The organism is Microbacterium sp. RD1, assembly GCF_052220165.1.
Taxonomy (GTDB): domain Bacteria; phylum Actinomycetota; class Actinomycetes; order Actinomycetales; family Microbacteriaceae; genus Microbacterium.
This window is the reverse complement of the sequence record NZ_JBQPOL010000003.1, coordinates 66,337-83,503: the sequence shown is the minus strand read 5'-3', so window position 1 is coordinate 83,503 and position 17,167 is coordinate 66,337. Positions and strand designations below refer to the sequence as shown.

General features: G+C 68.5%; 19 protein-coding genes, 1 tRNA gene and 1 other RNA gene. 15 read left to right on the top strand and 6 right to left on the bottom strand.

Translation table 11 applies throughout. The annotated features are described in order from the left end of the window. The first annotated feature begins 80 nt into the window (after window positions 1-80). The 4 genes from ACTU3I_RS14905 to ACTU3I_RS14890 all read left to right on the top strand — a co-directional run bounded on the left by ACTU3I_RS14905 (window position 81) and on the right by ACTU3I_RS14890 (window position 4,171). Window positions 81-839, top strand: a complete 759-nt coding sequence (locus tag ACTU3I_RS14905; RefSeq protein ID WP_442926500.1) for an enoyl-CoA hydratase-related protein — start codon at window positions 81-83, stop codon at window positions 837-839. Then, a complete protein-coding gene (locus tag ACTU3I_RS14900) occupies window positions 836-2,023 on the top strand; it encodes an acyl-CoA dehydrogenase family protein (RefSeq protein WP_442926499.1) in 1,188 nt (395 codons plus the stop codon). The genes ACTU3I_RS14905 and ACTU3I_RS14900 overlap by 4 nt, the downstream gene beginning before the upstream one ends. Before the next feature lie 39 nt (window positions 2,024-2,062). After that, window positions 2,063-3,427 carry an MFS transporter gene (locus ACTU3I_RS14895; RefSeq protein ID WP_442926498.1) on the top strand — a complete coding sequence of 455 codons (1,365 nt, stop codon included), beginning with the start codon at window positions 2,063-2,065 and terminating at the stop codon, window positions 3,425-3,427. Between the two features lie 111 nt (window positions 3,428-3,538). Further along, window positions 3,539-4,171: a TetR/AcrR family transcriptional regulator gene (locus ACTU3I_RS14890; RefSeq protein WP_442926497.1), complete on the top strand. Its 633-nt coding sequence runs from the start codon at window positions 3,539-3,541 to the stop codon at window positions 4,169-4,171. Window positions 4,172-4,208: 37 nt separating this feature from the next. Here ACTU3I_RS14890 and ACTU3I_RS14885 read toward each other — a convergent pair whose 3' ends face one another. After that, complete coding sequence (locus ACTU3I_RS14885; protein WP_442926496.1) at window positions 4,209-5,489, bottom strand: MFS transporter; 1,281 nt, start codon at window positions 5,487-5,489, stop codon at window positions 4,209-4,211. A gap of 76 nt (window positions 5,490-5,565) precedes the next feature. Between ACTU3I_RS14885 and prfB the strand changes: the two genes are divergently transcribed. From prfB to smpB, 5 genes are all read left to right on the top strand, one after another. Beyond that, on the top strand, window positions 5,566-6,675 hold the full coding sequence (prfB, locus tag ACTU3I_RS14880) for a peptide chain release factor 2 (protein WP_442926495.1): 1,110 nt from the start codon (window positions 5,566-5,568) through the stop codon (window positions 6,673-6,675). A gap of 105 nt (window positions 6,676-6,780) precedes the next feature. Continuing rightward, window positions 6,781-7,224 (top strand): GNAT family N-acetyltransferase, encoded by a 444-nt coding sequence (locus ACTU3I_RS14875; RefSeq protein ID WP_442926494.1) that lies wholly within the window; start codon window positions 6,781-6,783, stop codon window positions 7,222-7,224. 80 nt (window positions 7,225-7,304) lie between these two features. Continuing rightward, entirely contained in the window at window positions 7,305-8,372 is a 1,068-nt protein-coding gene (ftsE, locus tag ACTU3I_RS14870; RefSeq protein ID WP_442926493.1) for a cell division ATP-binding protein FtsE, read from the top strand. After that, window positions 8,369-9,283 (top strand): permease-like cell division protein FtsX, encoded by a 915-nt coding sequence (ftsX, locus tag ACTU3I_RS14865; protein WP_442926492.1) that lies wholly within the window; start codon window positions 8,369-8,371, stop codon window positions 9,281-9,283. The genes ftsE and ftsX overlap by 4 nt, the downstream gene beginning before the upstream one ends. A gap of 77 nt (window positions 9,284-9,360) precedes the next feature. Next, entirely contained in the window at window positions 9,361-9,837 is a 477-nt protein-coding gene (gene smpB / locus ACTU3I_RS14860; RefSeq protein ID WP_442926491.1) for an SsrA-binding protein SmpB, read from the top strand. Between the two features lie 5 nt (window positions 9,838-9,842). On the opposite strand, the gene ACTU3I_RS14855 is transcribed toward smpB, so the two are convergent. Then, window positions 9,843-10,493 (bottom strand): SIMPL domain-containing protein, encoded by a 651-nt coding sequence (locus ACTU3I_RS14855; RefSeq protein WP_442926490.1) that lies wholly within the window; start codon window positions 10,491-10,493, stop codon window positions 9,843-9,845. Window positions 10,494-10,640: 147 nt separating this feature from the next. Continuing rightward, window positions 10,641-11,456 (bottom strand): siderophore-interacting protein, encoded by an 816-nt coding sequence (locus ACTU3I_RS14850; protein ID WP_442926489.1) that lies wholly within the window; start codon window positions 11,454-11,456, stop codon window positions 10,641-10,643. Window positions 11,457-11,591: 135 nt separating this feature from the next. On the opposite strand from ACTU3I_RS14850, the gene ssrA reads away from it, so the two are divergent. The 3 genes from ssrA to ACTU3I_RS14835 all read left to right on the top strand — a co-directional run bounded on the left by ssrA (window position 11,592) and on the right by ACTU3I_RS14835 (window position 13,234). Then, window positions 11,592-11,960: a transfer-messenger RNA gene (gene ssrA / locus ACTU3I_RS14845) on the top strand. Window positions 11,961-12,170: 210 nt separating this feature from the next. Then, the gene (locus tag ACTU3I_RS14840) at window positions 12,171-12,893 is read left to right on the top strand and encodes a potassium channel family protein (protein ID WP_442926488.1); all 723 of its coding nucleotides are present in this window, start codon (window positions 12,171-12,173) and stop codon (window positions 12,891-12,893) included. A 71-nt stretch (window positions 12,894-12,964) separates the two neighbouring features. Beyond that, window positions 12,965-13,234, top strand: a complete 270-nt coding sequence (locus tag ACTU3I_RS14835) for a hypothetical protein (protein WP_442926487.1) — start codon at window positions 12,965-12,967, stop codon at window positions 13,232-13,234. 69 nt (window positions 13,235-13,303) lie between these two features. On the opposite strand, the gene ACTU3I_RS14830 is transcribed toward ACTU3I_RS14835, so the two are convergent. Then, entirely contained in the window at window positions 13,304-13,873 is a 570-nt protein-coding gene (locus ACTU3I_RS14830; RefSeq protein ID WP_442926486.1) for a hypothetical protein, read from the bottom strand. Further along, the gene (locus ACTU3I_RS14825) at window positions 13,870-14,712 is read right to left on the bottom strand and encodes an inositol monophosphatase family protein (protein ID WP_442926485.1); all 843 of its coding nucleotides are present in this window, start codon (window positions 14,710-14,712) and stop codon (window positions 13,870-13,872) included. Before ACTU3I_RS14825 ends, ACTU3I_RS14830 begins: the two co-directional genes overlap by 4 nt. Window positions 14,713-14,816: 104 nt before the next feature. Between ACTU3I_RS14825 and ACTU3I_RS14820 the strand changes: the two genes are divergently transcribed. Together ACTU3I_RS14820 and ACTU3I_RS14815 are read left to right on the top strand one after the other, a co-directional pair. After that, window positions 14,817-14,892 (top strand) — tRNA-Lys (locus tag ACTU3I_RS14820). A gap of 185 nt (window positions 14,893-15,077) precedes the next feature. Further along, window positions 15,078-15,299, top strand: coding sequence for a hypothetical protein (locus ACTU3I_RS14815; RefSeq protein WP_442926484.1), 222 nt, complete (start codon window positions 15,078-15,080; stop codon window positions 15,297-15,299). A 30-nt stretch (window positions 15,300-15,329) separates the two neighbouring features. On the opposite strand, the gene ACTU3I_RS14810 is transcribed toward ACTU3I_RS14815, so the two are convergent. Then, the gene (locus ACTU3I_RS14810) at window positions 15,330-16,184 is read right to left on the bottom strand and encodes a helix-turn-helix domain-containing protein (RefSeq protein WP_442926483.1); all 855 of its coding nucleotides are present in this window, start codon (window positions 16,182-16,184) and stop codon (window positions 15,330-15,332) included. A gap of 182 nt (window positions 16,185-16,366) precedes the next feature. Here ACTU3I_RS14810 and ACTU3I_RS14805 point away from each other — a divergent pair, with 182 nt between their 5' ends. After that, entirely contained in the window at window positions 16,367-17,146 is a 780-nt protein-coding gene (locus ACTU3I_RS14805; protein ID WP_442926482.1) for an SDR family NAD(P)-dependent oxidoreductase, read from the top strand. Window positions 17,147-17,167: the final 21 nt, after the last annotated feature.

Sequence of the window (17,167 nt, the reverse complement as noted above, 5' to 3'; positions counted from 1 at the left end):
GGACCCATCACGTCCACCCCGCAGTCGCGGCGCGCCCACACGCGTCCCACCCGGACTCGCTTCGACACAGAAAGATCCTCATGGTCCGCTTCCATCGCCGCGATCAGCTCGCGGTCATCACACTCGACAATCCCGAGGTGCGCAACGCGATCGACAACGACGCGGCCCTCGCCATCGAGGGATACCTCGACGAGATAGAGCAAGACGAATCGATCTGGGCCGCTCTCATCACCGGCGCCGGGACGGTGTTCTGCGCCGGCGCCAACATCAAGGCGATGGCCGATGGTGGCCGTCCGGCACGCACCCAGCGCGGCGGGTTCGCAGGCGTTGCGGATCGGGAGCGGCTCAAGCCCCTCATCGCCGCCGTCAACGGTCCCGCGCTGGCGGGAGGATTCGAGATCGTCCTGGCGTGCGATCTCGTCGTCGCATCGACGTCCGCCTCCTTCGGCTTGAGCGAGGTCAAGCGCTCGATGGTCGCCGCTGCCGGCGGCCTCTTCCACCTTCCGAGGGCAGTCCCGAAGAACGTGGCGATGCAGATCGCCCTCACCGGCGATCCCATCGACGCGGACCGTGCATACGGGCTCGGACTCGTGAACGAGGTCGTCGCGCCCGACGATCTGATGCCGACCGCTTTCGACGTGGCCGACCGGGTGTGCGCGAACGCGCCTCTCGCCGTGCGTGAGACCCGGAGACTCCTCCTCGAAGGTCTCGACCTCGACGAAGAGGAAGCGAAGGCGAGCGCCGAAGCGAGTATGGCTCGCATCCGGGAGACCGACGACTACAAGGAGGGCTCCCGCGCCTTCCTGGAGAAGCGCCGCCCCCGCTGGGGTGCCTCATGAAGCGACGCGACTCGACCCCCCAGACGTTGTTCGGGATGTTCGGTGTGGAGACGTTGCTGTCGGCCGAGGACTCCGACGTTCGCGCCCGCACCCAGCAGTACGTCGACGAGCGGATCCGGCCGAACATCGGGGCGTGGTTCGAGTCGGAGTCGACACCCGTGCGCGACGTCATGCGTGAGCTCGGAGCACTCGGACTGCTCGGCATGCACCTCGACGGGTACGGATGCGCCGGATCGAGCGCGACAGCCTACGGCATGGCCTGCCTCGAGCTCGAGGCCGGGGATTCCGGCATCCGCACGCTCGTGTCGGTGCAAGGTTCCCTCGCCATGCACGCCATCTGGAAATGGGGGTCGGTCGCCCAGAAGGAGGAGTGGCTTCCTCGGATGGCGCGCGGCGAGGCCATCGGATGCTTCGGCGTGACCGAACCCGACTTCGGCTCCGACCCCGGCGGCATGCGGACATTCGCGCGGCGGGACGGCGACGACTGGGTGCTCACCGGCAGCAAGAAGTGGATCTCTCTCGCCTCTGTCGCCGACGTCGCGATCATCTGGGCGCGCACCGACGACCGCATCCGCGGGTTCGTGGTCCCGACGGACACGCCCGGATTCACCGCTCGCGACATCCACGGCAAGCTCTCCCTGCGCGCCGCACCCACGGGTGAGATCACGATGCAGGACGTGCGGCTGCCCGCATCCGCGGTTCTCCCCGACGCCCAGGGACTGTCCGGACCTCTCGCATGCCTGAATGCGGCGCGGTTCGGCATCATCTTCGGTGCGCTCGGCGCCGCGCGCGACTGCATCGAGAGCACGGTGGAGTATTCGCTCGGCCGGGAGATCTTCGACAAGCCGCTCGCGGGCTACCAGACGACCCAGACCAAGCTCGCCGACATGGCCGTCGAGTTCGGCAAGGCGATCATCCTCGCTCTGCACTTCGGCCGACTCGTCGACTCCGGGTCGCTGCTCCGGCCGGAGCAGGTGAGCGCCGGAAAGCTCAACAGCGTACGGACGGCCCTCGCCATCGCCCGGGAATGCCGCACGATTCTCGGCGCCAACGGGGTCAGCCTCGCGTATCCCGCTTTGCGTCACGCCAACAATCTCGAGTCGGTCCTCACGTACGAGGGCACCTCCGAGGTGCATCAGCTCATCATCGGCCAATCCTTGACCGGACTCGCCGCCTTCCGTTGACCCGCAATAACCATCCATCTAGAGAAGAGTGAGTGACAAATGATCACGCGTGATCCGGCAACGACGCCGGCGACAGACCTGAGGCGACGCCTCATCGCGGTCGGCGTCGGCAATTTCATCGAGTGGTACGACTTCGCGATCTACGGCTTCTTCGCCGTGGCGATCGGCGCGAACTTCTTCCCCAGCGGCGACCCGACTGCATCGTTGCTCTCGACCCTCGCCGTCTACGGCGTCGCATTCCTGATGCGGCCCCTCGGAGGTTTCGTCATCGGTGCGATCGGCGACCGTCGCGGCCGGCGATTCGCGCTCGTCTTCTCCGTCACGATGATGGGGCTCGCGACGGCACTCATCGCGTTCCTGCCCAACTTCGCCACGATCGGCATCGCGGCCCCCATCATCCTCGTGCTGCTCCGCGGCCTTCAGGGGTTCTCCGCCGGCGGGGAGTACACCGGCTCGACGGCGTTCCTCGTCGAGAACTCCTCACCCCAGCGTCGAGGGCTCACCGCGAGCATCATCCCCTTCACCGGCGCCATCGCTGTGGCCGCCGGAGCGGGGACGGCCCTGCTCATCGCGAACCTGCCCGCAGACGCCGTGTTGAGCTGGGGATGGCGGCTGCCTTTCCTGACGGCGCTCCCGCTGACCCTTCTGGGGCTGTACCTGCGCTTGAAGCTGGAAGACACCGAGGTCTTCCGTGAGCTGAAGGCGGAGGGTGCCGTCGTCACGGCGCCGATCCGAACCGTCATGACGAGCAACGCGAAGGCCCTCGCGGTGGCTTTCGGCCTGTCAGCGATCACGGTGCTCGGGTTCTACTACCTCGCTGCGTACGCGGTGAACTACCTTCTTGTCACCGTCGCGATGGCGCCGCCCACGGCGCTGACCGTCGTCGGCATCGGGGCTCTCGTGTACGCGTGCTTCTGTCCGCTCATGGGGAGCCTGTCCGATCGGATCGGGCGCAGGCCGGTCTCCCTCATCGGCGGAATCGGGCTCGCGTTGTTCTCCGTCCCGGCCTTCCTCCTCATGCTGACCGGCAATCCGTTCCTCGCCGTGTTGGGGATGCTGCTCTTCGGGGTCTTCCAGGCGATGCACATCTCGACGACCACCGTCATGTTCATCGAGCTCTTCCCCGCGGAGACCCGCCTCACCGGAAGCTCGATCGGCTACAACCTCGCTGCGGCCATCGTCGCGGGTCCCGGCCCACTCATCGCGGCGGCGCTCGCCGCGGTCTCGGCCGGCCTGCCCGCGCTGTACATGGCCGTCGTCGCGGCCGTCTGCACGGGACTGCTGTTTCGATCTCTCCCCGAGACGCGGTGGAACGACATCAGCGCGAACTCCGGCGCTACGAGCGAGCCGACGGATGCGGCTCGCACCGCCCCCACGTCGCGTGAGGTCGGACGGGGCTGGTGACGGAGCTCGGCGTGCCGTGTGCCCGTGCGGCACGCCGAGCTTTCTCCCGGGCGGCGCGGCGGACGAGACTGTGGGATGATAGTGACCTCAGTTTCGTGTGAGGAGCTCGATGTGACGACCGGCGTCTCTCCGCGCACCCCCGTGCGCGAGGCCCCCTCCAAGAAGGGGCGCGAAACCCGCGCCCGGATCCTGGAGTCGGGACGCGAGGTGCTGCGCCGGCGCGGCTACTTCGGCGCCACGGTAGCGGAGATCGCGCAGGAGAGCGGGCTCGCGCTCGGAAGCGTCTATCGGTACTTCGGCGACAAGGACGACCTCTTCCTCGAGATCCTCGAGGAACTCGTCGAGACGCTGTACTCCTCCGTCTCGGGCACGTGGGTCAAAGGGCAGGTCCGTGAATCCCTCCGCGAGTCGTCGCTTCGCTATCTGACGACCTATTACGCCAACCGACACCTGATCGCCGGCCTTCTCGAGATGTCCGCGGCGGTTCCGGCGTGCGCGGAGCGATGGTGGCTTCTTCGGCAGCGGACTTTTCAGCGCAAGGCCGAGTACGTGCGTCGCGCCGCGCCCACCGACCTCGATCCCCAGCTCGCCGCGGTCGCACTCGCCACGATGGTGGAGCAGCTCGCGTTCCACTGGTACATCGAGTCGGAGAGGCACAACGGCGCGGCTCCCAGCCTCGAACAGGGCGCGGACGTGGTGAGCGGCATCTGGTATCGGGCGCTGTACAGCTCCGCTTCGGATTGAGCGCGCGCAGCTCCAGCCGATCCGCTCATCGTGTGACTCAGCGCGCCGGCGACCGCGGGACGAAGCGCGGAACCCACCGGACGAAGCCCGCCGCGCCGAGCAACCCGATCACCCCGACGACAGCCGTCGCCACCGACAGCGACATCAGCGCCGTGACGGCCGAGACGATCAACGGCGCGACCGCGCCGCCCGCATCCGTGAGGGTGCGCCACGAGCTGAGGAAGGGGGCCGGGTCGGCCGCCGGGGCGACGTCGGCGCCGAGGGTGAGGAGAATCCCGCTCGACAGCCCGTTGCCGACCCCGAGCACGGCGCCGAACATCGCGAACCACATCGCGGCCTGGTCGCTCGCGTGCGTGAGCGACAGGGCGAGAAAGCCCGCCGCCATGAGCAGCATGGCCGGAAGGGCCGCCCACAGCCGCCCGAAGCGGTCCATGACCTGTCCGCTGGCGTAGAACAGCGCGAAGTCGATGGCGCCCGACACGCCTACGACGATCGCGATCGTCTGCGCGTCGAGGCCGATCGACACGCCCCACAGCGGCAGCACCGCCTGTCGCGCCGAGCGGACCGCGGAGAGGGATGCCGCAGCCAGGCCCAGACGCGCCAGCACCCCTCGGTAGCGCCACAGGGTGCGGAAGACCCCCTCGCGGCCGGCGACGGGTATGGAGCCCGTCACGGCCTCACCGCTGTCTTCAGCGGCGCCGACATCTCGCTGCGGCGCTGCCTGCTCCTCCGCCGCGAGCACGGCCTCCGGGTCGCGGCCCACGAGCACCAGCACGATGGCGGCGGCGAGCGTCACGGCGAAGAACCAGATCGAGGCGTGCTCGTCGCCGAAGATCGACAGCAGCGCCGCCGACGCGAACGGCCCGATGAACATCCCCAGGCGGAACGTACCGCCCAGGAGCGACAGCGCCCGCGCGCGAAAGGCCAGCGGTACGCGGGTGGTCATGAAGGAGTGCCGGGCGAGACCGAAGGCGGCTGCGCAGAAGCCGATCAGGAACACGGCGGCGGCGAACACCGCCAGGTTCGGCGCGAGCGCCAGGGCGACGATCCCCCCGAGCGCGACGATGCCGGCCCCGGCCATCGTCGGACGCTCGCCGAAGCGGGCGACCGCCCAGCCGGCGGGGAGGTTGCCGCACAGCTGCCCCACGACGAGGGCGGCGGCGACGAGCGCTGCGACGGCGACATCCGCCCCCAGCTGGTACGCGATCACCGGGATGAGCGGGATGACAGCGCCCTCGCCGAGGGCGAACAGCAGCGTCGGTCCGTAGATCATCGGTGCGAAGCGCACCAGCACCTGCCGCGGGGAATCTGCCACCATCCGACCCTAGTTCCGCCCTTAGCACCGGATGCTCCGGCGACGGAGGCGGGTCGCACCGGCGGTAGGCTGAGTCGTCATGCTCGAATTCGATCCCTCCGCCGACATCCAGGCTCTACGCTCCACGTTCGGCGACATCAAGGCCGTCGTCGATGTCGACGGCCTTCAGGCCGAGATCGCGCGGCTGAGCGAAGAGGCCGGCGCCCCCGATCTGTGGGACGACGTGGACAAGGCGCAGAAGGTCACGAGCGCCCTCAGCCACCGACAGTCCGAACTGAAGCGCGTCACCGACATCGAGTCCCGCCTCGACGACCTCGACGTCATGGTCGAGCTCGCGCACGAGATGGACGATGAGGATGCCGCCGACGAGGCGCGTCGCGAGCTCGCCGAGCTCGAGGACGTCATCGGCCAGCTCGAGGTGCAGACCCTTCTCGACGGTGAGTACGACGAGCGATCGGCGGTCGTCACCATCCGCTCGGGAGCCGGCGGCGACGACGCCACCGACTTCGCCGAGATGCTCCTGCGGATGTACCTCCGCTGGGCCGAGCGTCACAAGTACCCCGTGAAGATCATGGACACCTCCTACGCCGAGGGCGCCGGCATCAAGTCGGCGACCTTCGAGATCGACGCGCCGTACGCATACGGCACGCTCTCGGTAGAGGCCGGAACGCACCGTCTCGCGCGGATCAGCCCCTTCGGGTCGGCCGACAAGCGGCAGACGAGTTTCGCCGCCGTCGAGGTCATCCCCGTCATGGAGGAGGCCGTCGAGGTCGAGATCCCCGAGGGTGACCTGCGCGTGGACGTCTTCCGCTCATCGGGACCCGGGGGGCAGTCGGTCAACACCACGGATTCGGCCGTGCGCCTGACTCACCTTCCGACCGGCATCGTCGTGTCGATGCAGAACGAGAAGTCGCAGATCCAGAACCGCGCCGCCGCGATGCGGGTGCTGCAGACCCGCCTTCTCCTCCTCAAGCGCGAAGAGGAAGCGGCCAAGAAGAAGGAGCTCGCCGGCACGATCACCGCGAGCTGGGGCGATCAGATGCGGTCGTACTTCCTCTACGGGCAGCAGCTCGTGAAGGACCTCCGCACCGGGTACGAGGTCGGCAACCCCGCGTCCGTGTTCGATGGCGACCTGGACGGCCTCATCGCCGCGGGCATCCGCTGGCGCAAGCGCAAAGACGACGACTGACCCCGCGCGACTTGCGTGAATCGGCTGCTATTTCGATCGAAATAGCAGCCGATTCACGCAAGTGGGGGCGCATCGGATGTCGGGAGGCGCCGATACGGTGAGCGCATGACTCTCCGCCTGGTCGAACTCGACTCCGAGAACCTTCCGGCGGTGGTGCGCATCCCGCCCGCCGTGGGGGAGAAGGCTTATGTCGCCCCCGTGGTGTTCTCGATCGCCGAGGCCTACGTGACGCCGACGGCATGGCCCCGCGCGATCGTCGACGACGACGAGGTCGTCGGCTTCGTCATGGCGAACTGGGATCCCGACAACGAGATCGAGGCGTTCCGCGGCGGCATCTGGCGATTGAACGTCGCGGAGGCGGCGAAGGGGCGGGGGATCGGGCGGTTCGCCGTCGAACAGGTCGCCGACGAGGCCCGACGCCGCGGCTACGAGCGCATCACCGTCCTGTGGGACCCCGCCCCCGACGGACCCGAGCAGTTCTACCTCCGCGTGGGTTTCCGCCCCGGCGGTGAGCTGTTCGGCGAGACCGTGGGCGTGCTCGCGCTGTAGCGCCATCCGCTCGACCGGATCGTCCGGGACGGGCGCGTCCTGCGGGCCACGGATGCACCGGCACTTAGGCTCAATGCGCCATGATCCGGTTCGAAAACGTCAGCAAGCGGTACCGCGGCACCTCACGACCCGCTCTGGACGATGTGGATTTCGAGGTGCAACGCGGAGAGTTCGTGTTCCTCGTGGGTGCTTCCGGCTCCGGGAAGTCCTCCTGCCTGCGGCTGATCCTTCGCGAGGAGACGCCGTCCAAAGGACGCGTCGTCGTGCTCGGCCGTGACCTTCGCACGCTGTCCAACCGCAAAGTCCCGTACTTCCGGCGCCACGTCGGCGCGGTGTTCCAGGACTTCCGGCTCCTGCCGACCAAGACGGTGTTCCAAAACGTCGCCTTCACCCTGCAGGTCACCGGATCATCGCGCGCCTTCACCCAGCAGGCTGTGCCCGAGGTGCTCGCACTCGTGGGTCTTGCCGGCAAGGAGAAGCGCTTTCCGCACGAGCTCTCCGGCGGTGAGCAGCAGCGCGTCGCCATCGCGCGCGCTCTCGTTAACCGTCCGCAGGTGCTGCTGGCCGACGAGCCCACCGGAAATCTCGACCCGGGGACCTCGATCGACATCATGCAGCTGCTGGCCCGCATCAACGCCGGCGGCACGACGGTGGTCATGGCCACCCATGAGGCAGGCTTCGTCGACCAGATGCAGCGGCGCGTGATCGAGCTTCAGAACGGGCAGATGGTTCGTGACGAGCGCCACGGCGGGTACGGCGACACGTCGAGCCTGCCGCGCCTGAAGCCCGAGGTCGAAAAGGGTGCAGCGGCCGTGGCCGCCCTCACCGCCGTGCTCGAGGTGCAGCGCGAGGTCGCCGGCGCGGTGCCGGCCGCCGACGCCGCACTGCAGACGGCCGCCGCCGAGCTCGCCCCGGTCGCCGCCGATGCGCTCGGGCCCGAGATCACGCGGGCGGCCGCGGATGACAGCGCCCCGGCAGCATCCGGTGCTTCCTCCGGCCCGTCGGCCGAGCCGCGCTCTGCGCCCGAACCCTCGACGCACACACGGCCGGTCGCGGTGAACCTCCCCGAGGTGAACGTGGATGAGCTGGGCCTCGCCGACCGTCTGGGCCTCGACGACCGCAACGACGAAGTGGGGCCCACCTCGTGAGGGTCGGCCTGATTCTCTCGGAGGCGTTCTCGGGCCTTCGCCGAAACGCCTCGATGGTCATCTCGGTCGTGCTCGTCACGTTCGTCTCGCTGACCTTCGTCGGCGCCGCCATGCTCATGCAGATGCAGATCGGCAAGATGCAGGAGTTCTGGAAGGACCGCGCGCAGGTGGCTGTGCACATGTGCACGAGCCTGTCCGAGAGCGATACCTGCGTGGACGGCGTCGCAAGCGATGAGCAGATCGAGGCGGTGCGGACCACGCTCGAGGGCGACGCCATTGCCCCTCTCATCCGTGACTACCGCTTCGTGACGGCCGACCAGGCCTACGAAGACGCGCTCGCGCAACTCGGGGAGGATTACGCCGATATCCTCACCCCCGACCAGATCAACGCGAGCTTCTTCATCAACCTGATCGATCAGAGCCAGGCCGACGTCATCGCCGAGGCGTTCGGCGGCCAGGCGGGTGTCGAAGAGGTCACCGACCAGATGCAGTACCTCGAGCCGTTGTTCTCGGCGCTGACGGTCGCGACCTACATCGCCATCGGCATCGCGGTGCTCATGCTGATCGCTGCGGTGCTCCTCATCGGGACGACCATCCGTCTCTCCGCGTTCGCGCGACGACGGGAGATCGGCATCATGCGGCTCGTGGGGGCCTCGAACCGCTTCATCCAGACGCCGTTCGTGCTCGAGGGCGTTCTCGCCGCGCTCATCGGGTCCGCGCTCGCGAGCGCCGCGGTATGGGCGATCGTGAACTTCGGCGTCGACGACTATCTCCGCAACCGAATCACGTTCGTCACCACGTGGGTGGGGGCCGCCGACATCGCCCTGGTCGTCCCGATCATCATCGTCATCGGCGTCGTCCTCGCGGCTCTGTCGGCCGGATTCGCCATCCGTCGCTGGCTCCGCACCTGACCGGCGCACCGAGCCCGGCCCTCAGCCTTGTAGACTGAACGGCTGCATATGCCCGACGATGCCGGAGGAGGTGGGACATGCCTCGCGAGAAGGGCGAGAAGCTGGTCGCGACCAACCGTCGCGCCCGTCACGACTACGACATCGAGAAGACGTACGAGGCGGGCATGGTGCTCACCGGCACCGAGGTGAAGTCGCTCCGCCAGGGGCGCGCGAACCTCACTGACGGTTATGCCTACGTCGACGGTGGCGAGGTGTTCCTCGACGCCGTGCACATCCCCGAGTACTCCCAGGGGCACTGGACGAACCACTCGGCCAAGCGCACCCGCAAGCTTCTGCTGCACAAGGACGAGATCATCAAGATCTCGCACGCTGTCTCGGCGGGCGGATACACCCTCGTGCCGCTTCGGCTGTACTTCGCCGACGGCCGGGCGAAGGTCGAGATCGGCGTTGCCAAGGGCAAGCGCGAATACGAGAAGCGTCAGACGATCCGCGAGCGCGAAGACAAGCGTGAGGCCGAGCGCGCGATGCGCAGCCGTAATCGCCTCGGCGAGTAATCGCCTCAGCGGGCGAGGAACCGCGCCTCGACAGCGGCCGCGACGACGATGTCTGCCGGCTGCAGCGCGAGCGTGGGGGCGGATGCATCCACCGCCATCGCCCGCAGCATCCGCGGAGGCTGATCGGCCTTCGGCAGCAGAAGCCCGGCGTCGGCCATCTCCAGCGGTGAGACCGACTCCAGGCCGAGCGCCTCGGCATACGCGCGGGCTCGTTCCACCGCAACGTGGACGGCCTCGGCGGCGACGTGCCGCTCCACCTCGGCGCGGGTCTCGGGCGACAGCTCCCACCGCACGTCGGTGATCTGCACCTCTTCGGTGTCGGCGCTCTCGCCCACCCACCACGACAGCGCGGCGAAGTCGCCGAAGGTCGCTGAGATTTCGATCGAGGCGTGGTGCACGGGAGGGAGCTGACGTCCTTCGCTGTTCCAGGGGCGCTCCGACCACACCGAGACGCGGTTGCTCGACCACTCGATCACCTCACCCGAGCGCTGGTGCGCGATGAGGTCGTCCCGGAGCGGCTCGGCGCGACCGGTGACGCGTTCGACGACTCTGCCGCGCTCGGGGCCATCGGCCCGCACGGCGAGCTGCAGCACGGCCCGCTCGGGTGCGACGCTTCGTTCCTTCTCGCCGCGGACGGTGACGATGACCTCGCTCATGCCGCGAGCATACGGTGCGATGTGCGAACGGCACCGGCCAACATTCCGGATGCTTCGGCGTCGGAGGCGCGCGCGACGCCCTCTGGGAGCTGCTGAGCCGATCGGTCCGGAATGTTGTCCCGGATCCGGCCGGGAATGCGTGGCGCGTCAGTCGGGGAAGATCTGACCGACCGGCAGGCGCTTCTCGGCCTGGAAGGCGTCTTCGGTGCGACCGGCGGCCCAGTAGGCCGACAGCGACAAGTCGGACCGGGCGACCCCGCGCTCCGCGAGCATCGGCCGCAGCGCCTTCATCGCCTCTCGCTCGCCGTGCGCGAAGACCTGCACGCGCCCCGCGGGCCAGTCGAGAGACGAGACGGCCGCTACGAGACGCGTGCCGGGCGAGCCGTGCGCCTCCTCCACCCACGAGACGTCTCCCGAGAGCGGGAGGCGGTGCTCCTCCGAGCGCGTCTCGATGATCGTGCGTACGGGAACGTGCGGATGCGCCGCCGCCAACGCCGCCCCGATCGCCGGCAGTGCCGATTCGTCGCCGATGAGGACGAGCTCATCGGCGCTCGCGTCGGGGGAGAACCCGCCGCCGGGGGACGACATCGTCAGGCCGTCGCCGGGCGACGCCGCTGCGGCCCAGGGGCCCGCCACTCCGCTGTCGCCGTGGACGACGAAGTCGATGTCGAGCGTGCCAGCCTGGGCGTCGACGCCCCGGATCGTGTACGTGCGCATGCTCGGAAGCTCTTCGAACGCAACGGTCTCACGGAGCTCCGCAAGGTTGTAGGGCGGAGTGAGCGCGCTGCCGGCCGGCGGGAAGAACAGCTTGGCGTACTTGTCGGTCTCAGAGCGGTCGGGAAAGTCCGCGAAGCCTGGTCCGCCCAGCGTCACCCGCACGAGACCGGGCGTGAGCCACGTGGTCCGCACCACCTCGAGCGTGATCTGGACTGCGGGGCGGCGAGCGGGAGCGGCAGAAGTCACCCTCTCATCGTACGAAGAGCGTGTGCTTCGGAATGACATGACCGCCGTATCCGTTGTAGTCTGTAATGCTCGGATGCTTCGGCATCCGGGATGGCAATTCCACAGTGTGACAGCGGCCCTCCTTCGGAGGATCACGGGGATGATCGGTTTCGACATCGCCTGCGAATTCGCGTGAAGCGGGCCGAGGACACAGGGTTATCTCGTAAACGATCCCTGTAAACCAATAAGTGCCGAACAAAAGCGCACTGAGTTCGCCCTCGCTGCCTAAGCGAGCCTGAACTCCGTCAGACCGTAGGTGTTCCCGCTACGGACCCTGGCGTCATCTAGGGGACTTGCTGAGCGGTGGCGTCTGGACGCCGCTCGGGACTCTTCCCAGGCTGGGCTCGTCGACTTAGGTGTCTGTGACAAAGGTCGGAGCCGAGCAGAACGTCTGCACAGACTGCGCCCGGAGAATCCGCGATATCCCAGCGATGGACGGGGGTTCGATTCCCCCCATCTCCACGAACCGCTGTCACAGAGGAGGGCCCGAGAGCCGCGGAATCACGCGGCTCTCGGGCCCTTCTCGTTCCTGGGGGTTGCCATTCGCCCGCAATTCGCCCACGCATTCGGCGTCGTCGCGCCCCGGTAGGCGATCACGATGTCGACCCGATCACCGACTCGCGTCCCGGCGAGGGATGACGTCGCCCTGTGCCCCGCCCCGAGATAATCGCCAGCATGTATGGGCACCGAATCGCGCGCTGGGAAAAGGTCACCGAGTGGCCCCTCACGATCGCCGCCATCCTCTTCCTCGTCTCGTATGCGGTCCAGATCCTCGCTCGCCCCGATGGATTGCTCAGCGCCGCCTGCGAGATCGTCTTGTGGGCGACGTGGTTCGTCTTCGCCATCGACTACGCCACGCGGCTCGTGATCACCGAGCACCGCTGGCGGTGGTTCTACCGGCACCTGCTCGATCTGGCGATCGTCGTGCTGCCGATGCTCCGACCATTGAGGCTGATGCGGTTCCTCACGGTGCTGGCGATTCTCGGTCGCGGAACCGGCACGCTGCTACGCGGTCGGGTCGTCGTCTACACCGTCGGCGCCACCGTCCTCGTCGTGTTCATCGCTGCCCTCGCCGTGCTGGACGCCGAACGCAGCGCCGGCGGCGACATCACGACCTTCGGCGATGCCGTGTGGTGGTCGTTCGTCACGATCACGACCGTGGGATACGGCGACTATTACCCGATCACCATCGCAGGCCGCATCGCGGCGGTGGGGCTCATGATCGGGGGGATCGCGTTGATCGGTGTGGTCACGGCGACCCTTGCGTCGTGGATCGTCGAACGAGTCGCCGACCAGGCCACGAAGACCACGACCGCCACCGAGCGTCAGGTCGAGGAGCTGCGGCAGGAGATCCACGAACTCAAGGACATGATCCGGGAACTGCGGCCCGCAGCGTAAGCGGCGGACGGCCCGCCCGCTCCGAGAAGCCGGCGGCGCCGCACGAGCTGCCGCCACGAGATACTGGATGCATGTCGTCTTCTGTCGAACGCCGCTCCAACCCGACCGCGTGGGCCGCCTTCTGGTTCGGGCTTGCCGGCCTCGTGCTCATGCCCATCCCGCTGTTCATCGGGCTGATCCTCGGGGGCGGGCTGTCGATCGTCGCCGCGATCTTCGGGGTGATCGCCCTGCTCAAGGGCCTGGCCCGCAGCGGCAAGGGGATCGCGCCGGTCGTCTTCGCCGCGATCTTTATCGCGCTGACCTGGGGCGGCATCTCCATCGGCGGCGGCATCGTCTGGTAGACGGCCGCGCTCACGCGACGCTCAGGCGAACGGGGCGCCGATCCGCTCGGCGCGAGGGTCATCGCCGTGTTACGACCGGGGCCGTTCGACCAGGAGAAGACTCTGCTTCGTGTCGGCGAGGGTCACGAAGCCGTCTCCGAAGAAGTAGGTGAATCCGTATCCCTCTTCATCGGGTGCGATGGCGGTCTCGGCGCTTTCCGTGATGTATGAGCCGCCCTCGCCCTCCTCGCGTCGCCATCCGCTGCCGAGCAGCTCCGACTGGGCAGCATCCGCGTCGGCCTCGCTGATGGGCGCCCACCCGAAGACCTGCACATGATCGGTGGCGACGCTGTAGTCGCCCCAGGTGCAGAGGATGCCGTCGGGGACCTCTTGCGAACCGATGCGGAAGATGTCCGCTTTGGCGGTCCACCCGACCGACGCGAACTCCTCGACGACCGTCTCGGGGATGATCGTCTCGCAGGTGGCCTCGACGGCGTCGGCTTCACCCTCGGATGGCGTCGGAGCGGGGGAGGTCGGAACCGCGGTGGGCGGGGCGGGCGTGGTGGGCGTTGTCTCGGGAGTGTTGCTGCTGCCGCATGCGGCCAAGAGCGCAACGGACAGGAGGATGGCGGCGCCCGCAGACGCGCGTCGAGCGGTCATACCGATGCTCCTGTCGTCGGTCCGTCGGCCAGGCGGAGAATGCCGAGGATCGCGTCGTGCAACACGCCGTTGGTGGCCAGCGACGACCCCGCGGTAAGCGAGCCGCTGCCGTCATAGGCGGTGAACCGTCCGCCGGCCTCGGTGACGATCGGCGCGAGCGCGGCGATGTCGTACTCCTTCACTCCGAACTCCGCGACCATCTCCAAGCGCCCTTCCGCCAGCCACATGTAGGGGAGGGCGTCGCCGTATCCCCGGTCGCGCCACACCCTCGTCGTCAGGTGGAGCAGCGCCGGCAGATGACCGGCCTCGTCCCACTGCTCGATGCTCTGGAAGCTGATGCTCGCCCGCTCGAGGTCGGAGACGTCGGAGACCCGGATGCGGCGGCTGCCGCTATCGGGCGTGTTCGTCCACGCGCCTGCGCCCTCGGCCGCCCACCAGCGCCGCCCGATCGCCGGCTGGCTGACGACGCCGACGCGAGGAGTGCCGTCGATCGAGAGCGCGAGCAGGGTCGCCCACACCGGGATTCCTCGCAGATAGTTGTGGGTGCCGTCGATCGGATCGATCACCCAGCGGCGGGAGGCCGAGCCAGCCGTACCGAACTCCTCGCCGAGCACCGCGTCGTCGGGACGCTCGGCCTCCAGGAGCGCGCGGATGGCGCGTTCGGTGTCGAGATCGGCCTCCGTCACGAACGACGCGTCGGGCTTGGCGCTGACGTCGAGGTCGGCGGCGTCGAAGCGCCCCATCGCCACCGCGTCGGCGGCATCCGCCAGCTTCAGTGCGAGGGCGAGGTCGTCGGCGAAGGGGCCCGTGAGGAAGGGGAGCGCGTCGGCGGGGGGCACGTCGTCCAGGATACCGGCGACGCTTGCGCGATTCGCGGCGGCGACGACAGAGATGGTAACGTTGACCCTCGGTTCGCCGGGTTCTCGCCAACCCGGCGCATCACGCACCTCTAGCTCAATCGGCAGAGCAACTGACTCTTAATCAGTGGGTTCTGGGTTCGAGTCCCAGGGGGTGCACCACCGAGAAACGCCCGGTCCGACCGCTATTGGTCAGGCCGGGCGTTTCGCTTCTGCTGGGCACTGAGTGCTGACCGTCACCCAATGCCGCGGACCGGAGTGCCTGTCGTCGTGGTTCGGGAGAGGCGAGCGTGCGTATCCCCCTCTCGACGGAGGCCGGTGAACGATCGGCGCGCTACCGTCGAACGATGACGCATCCCGAAGGGAAACCGACGCAGCTCGCGGTCTGGTACTTCATCGCCGCGACCTTCATCTTCGCCGCTCCCTCGTTCTTCTATGAGAACCTGCCGGCCTGGATGCGGATCGGACTGTTCATCGTGGGCCTGATCGTTGTCGCGGCCGGAGGCTGGCAACTTGCCAGGGAACTGAGGCGCCCGAAGGTTGAGCGGGACCTCCCGCCCACGTCGTGATCGCACCCGCAGTGCCTGTCGACGACCGTTCTAGCCCTGATCGGTCCGCGTCACAACCGTAGGGGTAGTGGTCCGCGACGTGAGGAGGGCGAGTCGCGCGGCGCTGTCGCTGCCGAGATCAGGGTGATAGATCACGAGAGCGAGAGAGTGCAGCGTGTCGCCCAGGATGAGCTTCTCGCGGTTGAGCGTGATGCCGCCGACCAGCGGGTGTTCGATCGTCAGCGGCCAGCTCTGGCGGGGCTCCACATCGCTCCGCGCCCAGAGATCGCGAAACCGATCGCTGGCGCGTGAGAGCTCTCCGACAAGCTCCGCGAACCGCGGATCGTCGGTGTCCGCGCCGACCGAGCGGCGGAAGCCGGCCACCAGTCGCGCGCTGGTGTCATCCCAGTCGGCGTACAACGCGCGCTCGTCGGGGTCGAGGAACACGTCGAGCAGGCGGTTGCGGCCGGGAGCGAGCCGCGGAGAGAGCGCGGTGGCGAAAGGATTCGCGGCGAGCACGTCGAGGAAGCGCCCCTCGACGAACGCGGGCATCGTCAGTGACGCGAGGAGCTTGCGGGTGCCGTCGGGGACGGTCTCCCGTCCCGATCTCCTCCGCGAGCGCGACGGATGCTGCTCCGCGAGCGAGAGCAGATATCGCGTGCCCGTCGCATCGAGGCCGAAGACGCGGGCGAGGGCTTCGAGAACCTGCGGGGAGGGCCGGCGGTCGCGCCCCTGCTCGAGGCGGAGGTAGTAGTCCGCGCTGATACCGGCCAGGAGCGCGACCTCCGATCGCCGGAGACCGGGGACACGTCGGTTGGGTCCGCCGGGGAGTCCCACCTCCTCGGGCGAGACCCGGGAGCGGAGCGCGCGCAGGTGTTCGCCGAGGAGGTTCTCGCCCGCCGTCATGCTCGCAGTCTAGGTCGGTGGGCCCATCCGTCCATCGTGGTCCTGCGAGGACCACTGTCCGCAGGGCATACCCGCGCGCCCGAGGGCCGTTCGAGCATGGATGACGGAGTGAGCGCGACCGACCGCATCCGGGTTCGGCGCGTCGAGGACCCCTGCCGATCGTGGGGGAGAAGGAGAGCATGATGAGCGGTCTTGCCGTGGTGACGGGGGCATCGTCGGGGATCGGCCGTGAGTTCGCTCGCCGCTTCGCCTCTCAGGGCGTCGACCTGATCGTGGTGGGTCGACGAGCGGGGCGGTTGGGAGAGCTCGCGGGCGAATTCCCCGACGTGCGCGTGCAGAGCGTCGCGGCAGATCTCGCCACCCGGGAAGGAATCCAGGGCGTACTCCGGGCGGTGGGAGATCAACCCGTCACGGTCCTGGTGAACAACGCAGGCGTGGCGCACTACAAGCCGTTCATCGAACTTCCCGAGGAGGAGGCCGAGGAGCTCGTGGGGGTCAAGGTGCTCGCCCCGACGCTTCTGACCCGCGCGATCGCGCCGGGGATGGTGCGCCGCGGGGCCGGACAGGTCATCAACCTCGCGGGGATGATCGCCTTCAGCGGTCCCGCCTCGCTCGAGCAGGTCGCGCTCCGCCGCGCGGTGTACGCGTCGGGCCTGGCCTACGTCGTCGCGCTGTCGCAGACACTCCACGCCGAACTGTCACCGCACGGCGTCACGGTGCAGGTCGTCGTACCCGGGGTGGTGGCCACGGAGTTCCACGAGCGGCAGGGCCTCGATCTCAGTGCCGTCCCGCGGATGAGCGCCGCCGACGTCGTGACGGCCAGCCTTCGCGGGATGGAGCTGGGGGAGACCGTGACGGCTCCGGGCGTCGAGCACGCGGAACTGCTTCGCGCGGTGTTCGAGGCCGACCTCGCGGCGTTCGGCGCGCAGTCTCCCCAGCTGGCGTCGCGCTACCGCACGTGAGCGCGATCCGGCGGGGTCGAC

What these genes read in the sequence shown, in the direction of transcription:
- ACTU3I_RS14905 (WP_442926500.1), top strand. Translation starts at nt 81, where the DNA reads ATGGTCCGCTTCCATCGCCGCGATCAGCTCGCGGTCATCACACTCGAC.
- smpB (WP_442926491.1), top strand. Translation starts at nt 9,361, where the DNA reads ATGCCTCGCGAGAAGGGCGAGAAGCTGGTCGCGACCAACCGTCGCGCC.
- ACTU3I_RS14895 (WP_442926498.1), top strand. Translation starts at nt 2,063, where the DNA reads ATGATCACGCGTGATCCGGCAACGACGCCGGCGACAGACCTGAGGCGA.
- ACTU3I_RS14875 (WP_442926494.1), top strand. Translation starts at nt 6,781, where the DNA reads ATGACTCTCCGCCTGGTCGAACTCGACTCCGAGAACCTTCCGGCGGTG.
- ACTU3I_RS14885 (WP_442926496.1), bottom strand. Translation starts at nt 5,489, where the DNA reads ATGGTGGCAGATTCCCCGCGGCAGGTGCTGGTGCGCTTCGCACCGATG.
- ACTU3I_RS14805 (WP_442926482.1), top strand. Translation starts at nt 16,367, where the DNA reads ATGAGCGGTCTTGCCGTGGTGACGGGGGCATCGTCGGGGATCGGCCGT.
- ftsE (WP_442926493.1), top strand. Translation starts at nt 7,305, where the DNA reads ATGATCCGGTTCGAAAACGTCAGCAAGCGGTACCGCGGCACCTCACGA.
- ACTU3I_RS14830 (WP_442926486.1), bottom strand. Translation starts at nt 13,873, where the DNA reads ATGACCGCTCGACGCGCGTCTGCGGGCGCCGCCATCCTCCTGTCCGTT.
- ACTU3I_RS14810 (WP_442926483.1), bottom strand. Translation starts at nt 16,184, where the DNA reads ATGACGGCGGGCGAGAACCTCCTCGGCGAACACCTGCGCGCGCTCCGC.
- ACTU3I_RS14835 (WP_442926487.1), top strand. Translation starts at nt 12,965, where the DNA reads ATGTCGTCTTCTGTCGAACGCCGCTCCAACCCGACCGCGTGGGCCGCC.
- ACTU3I_RS14855 (WP_442926490.1), bottom strand. Translation starts at nt 10,493, where the DNA reads ATGAGCGAGGTCATCGTCACCGTCCGCGGCGAGAAGGAACGAAGCGTC.
- ACTU3I_RS14900 (WP_442926499.1), top strand. Translation starts at nt 836, where the DNA reads ATGAAGCGACGCGACTCGACCCCCCAGACGTTGTTCGGGATGTTCGGT.
- ACTU3I_RS14840 (WP_442926488.1), top strand. Translation starts at nt 12,171, where the DNA reads ATGTATGGGCACCGAATCGCGCGCTGGGAAAAGGTCACCGAGTGGCCC.
- ACTU3I_RS14815 (WP_442926484.1), top strand. Translation starts at nt 15,078, where the DNA reads ATGACGCATCCCGAAGGGAAACCGACGCAGCTCGCGGTCTGGTACTTC.
- prfB (WP_442926495.1), top strand. Translation starts at nt 5,566, where the DNA reads ATGCTCGAATTCGATCCCTCCGCCGACATCCAGGCTCTACGCTCCACG.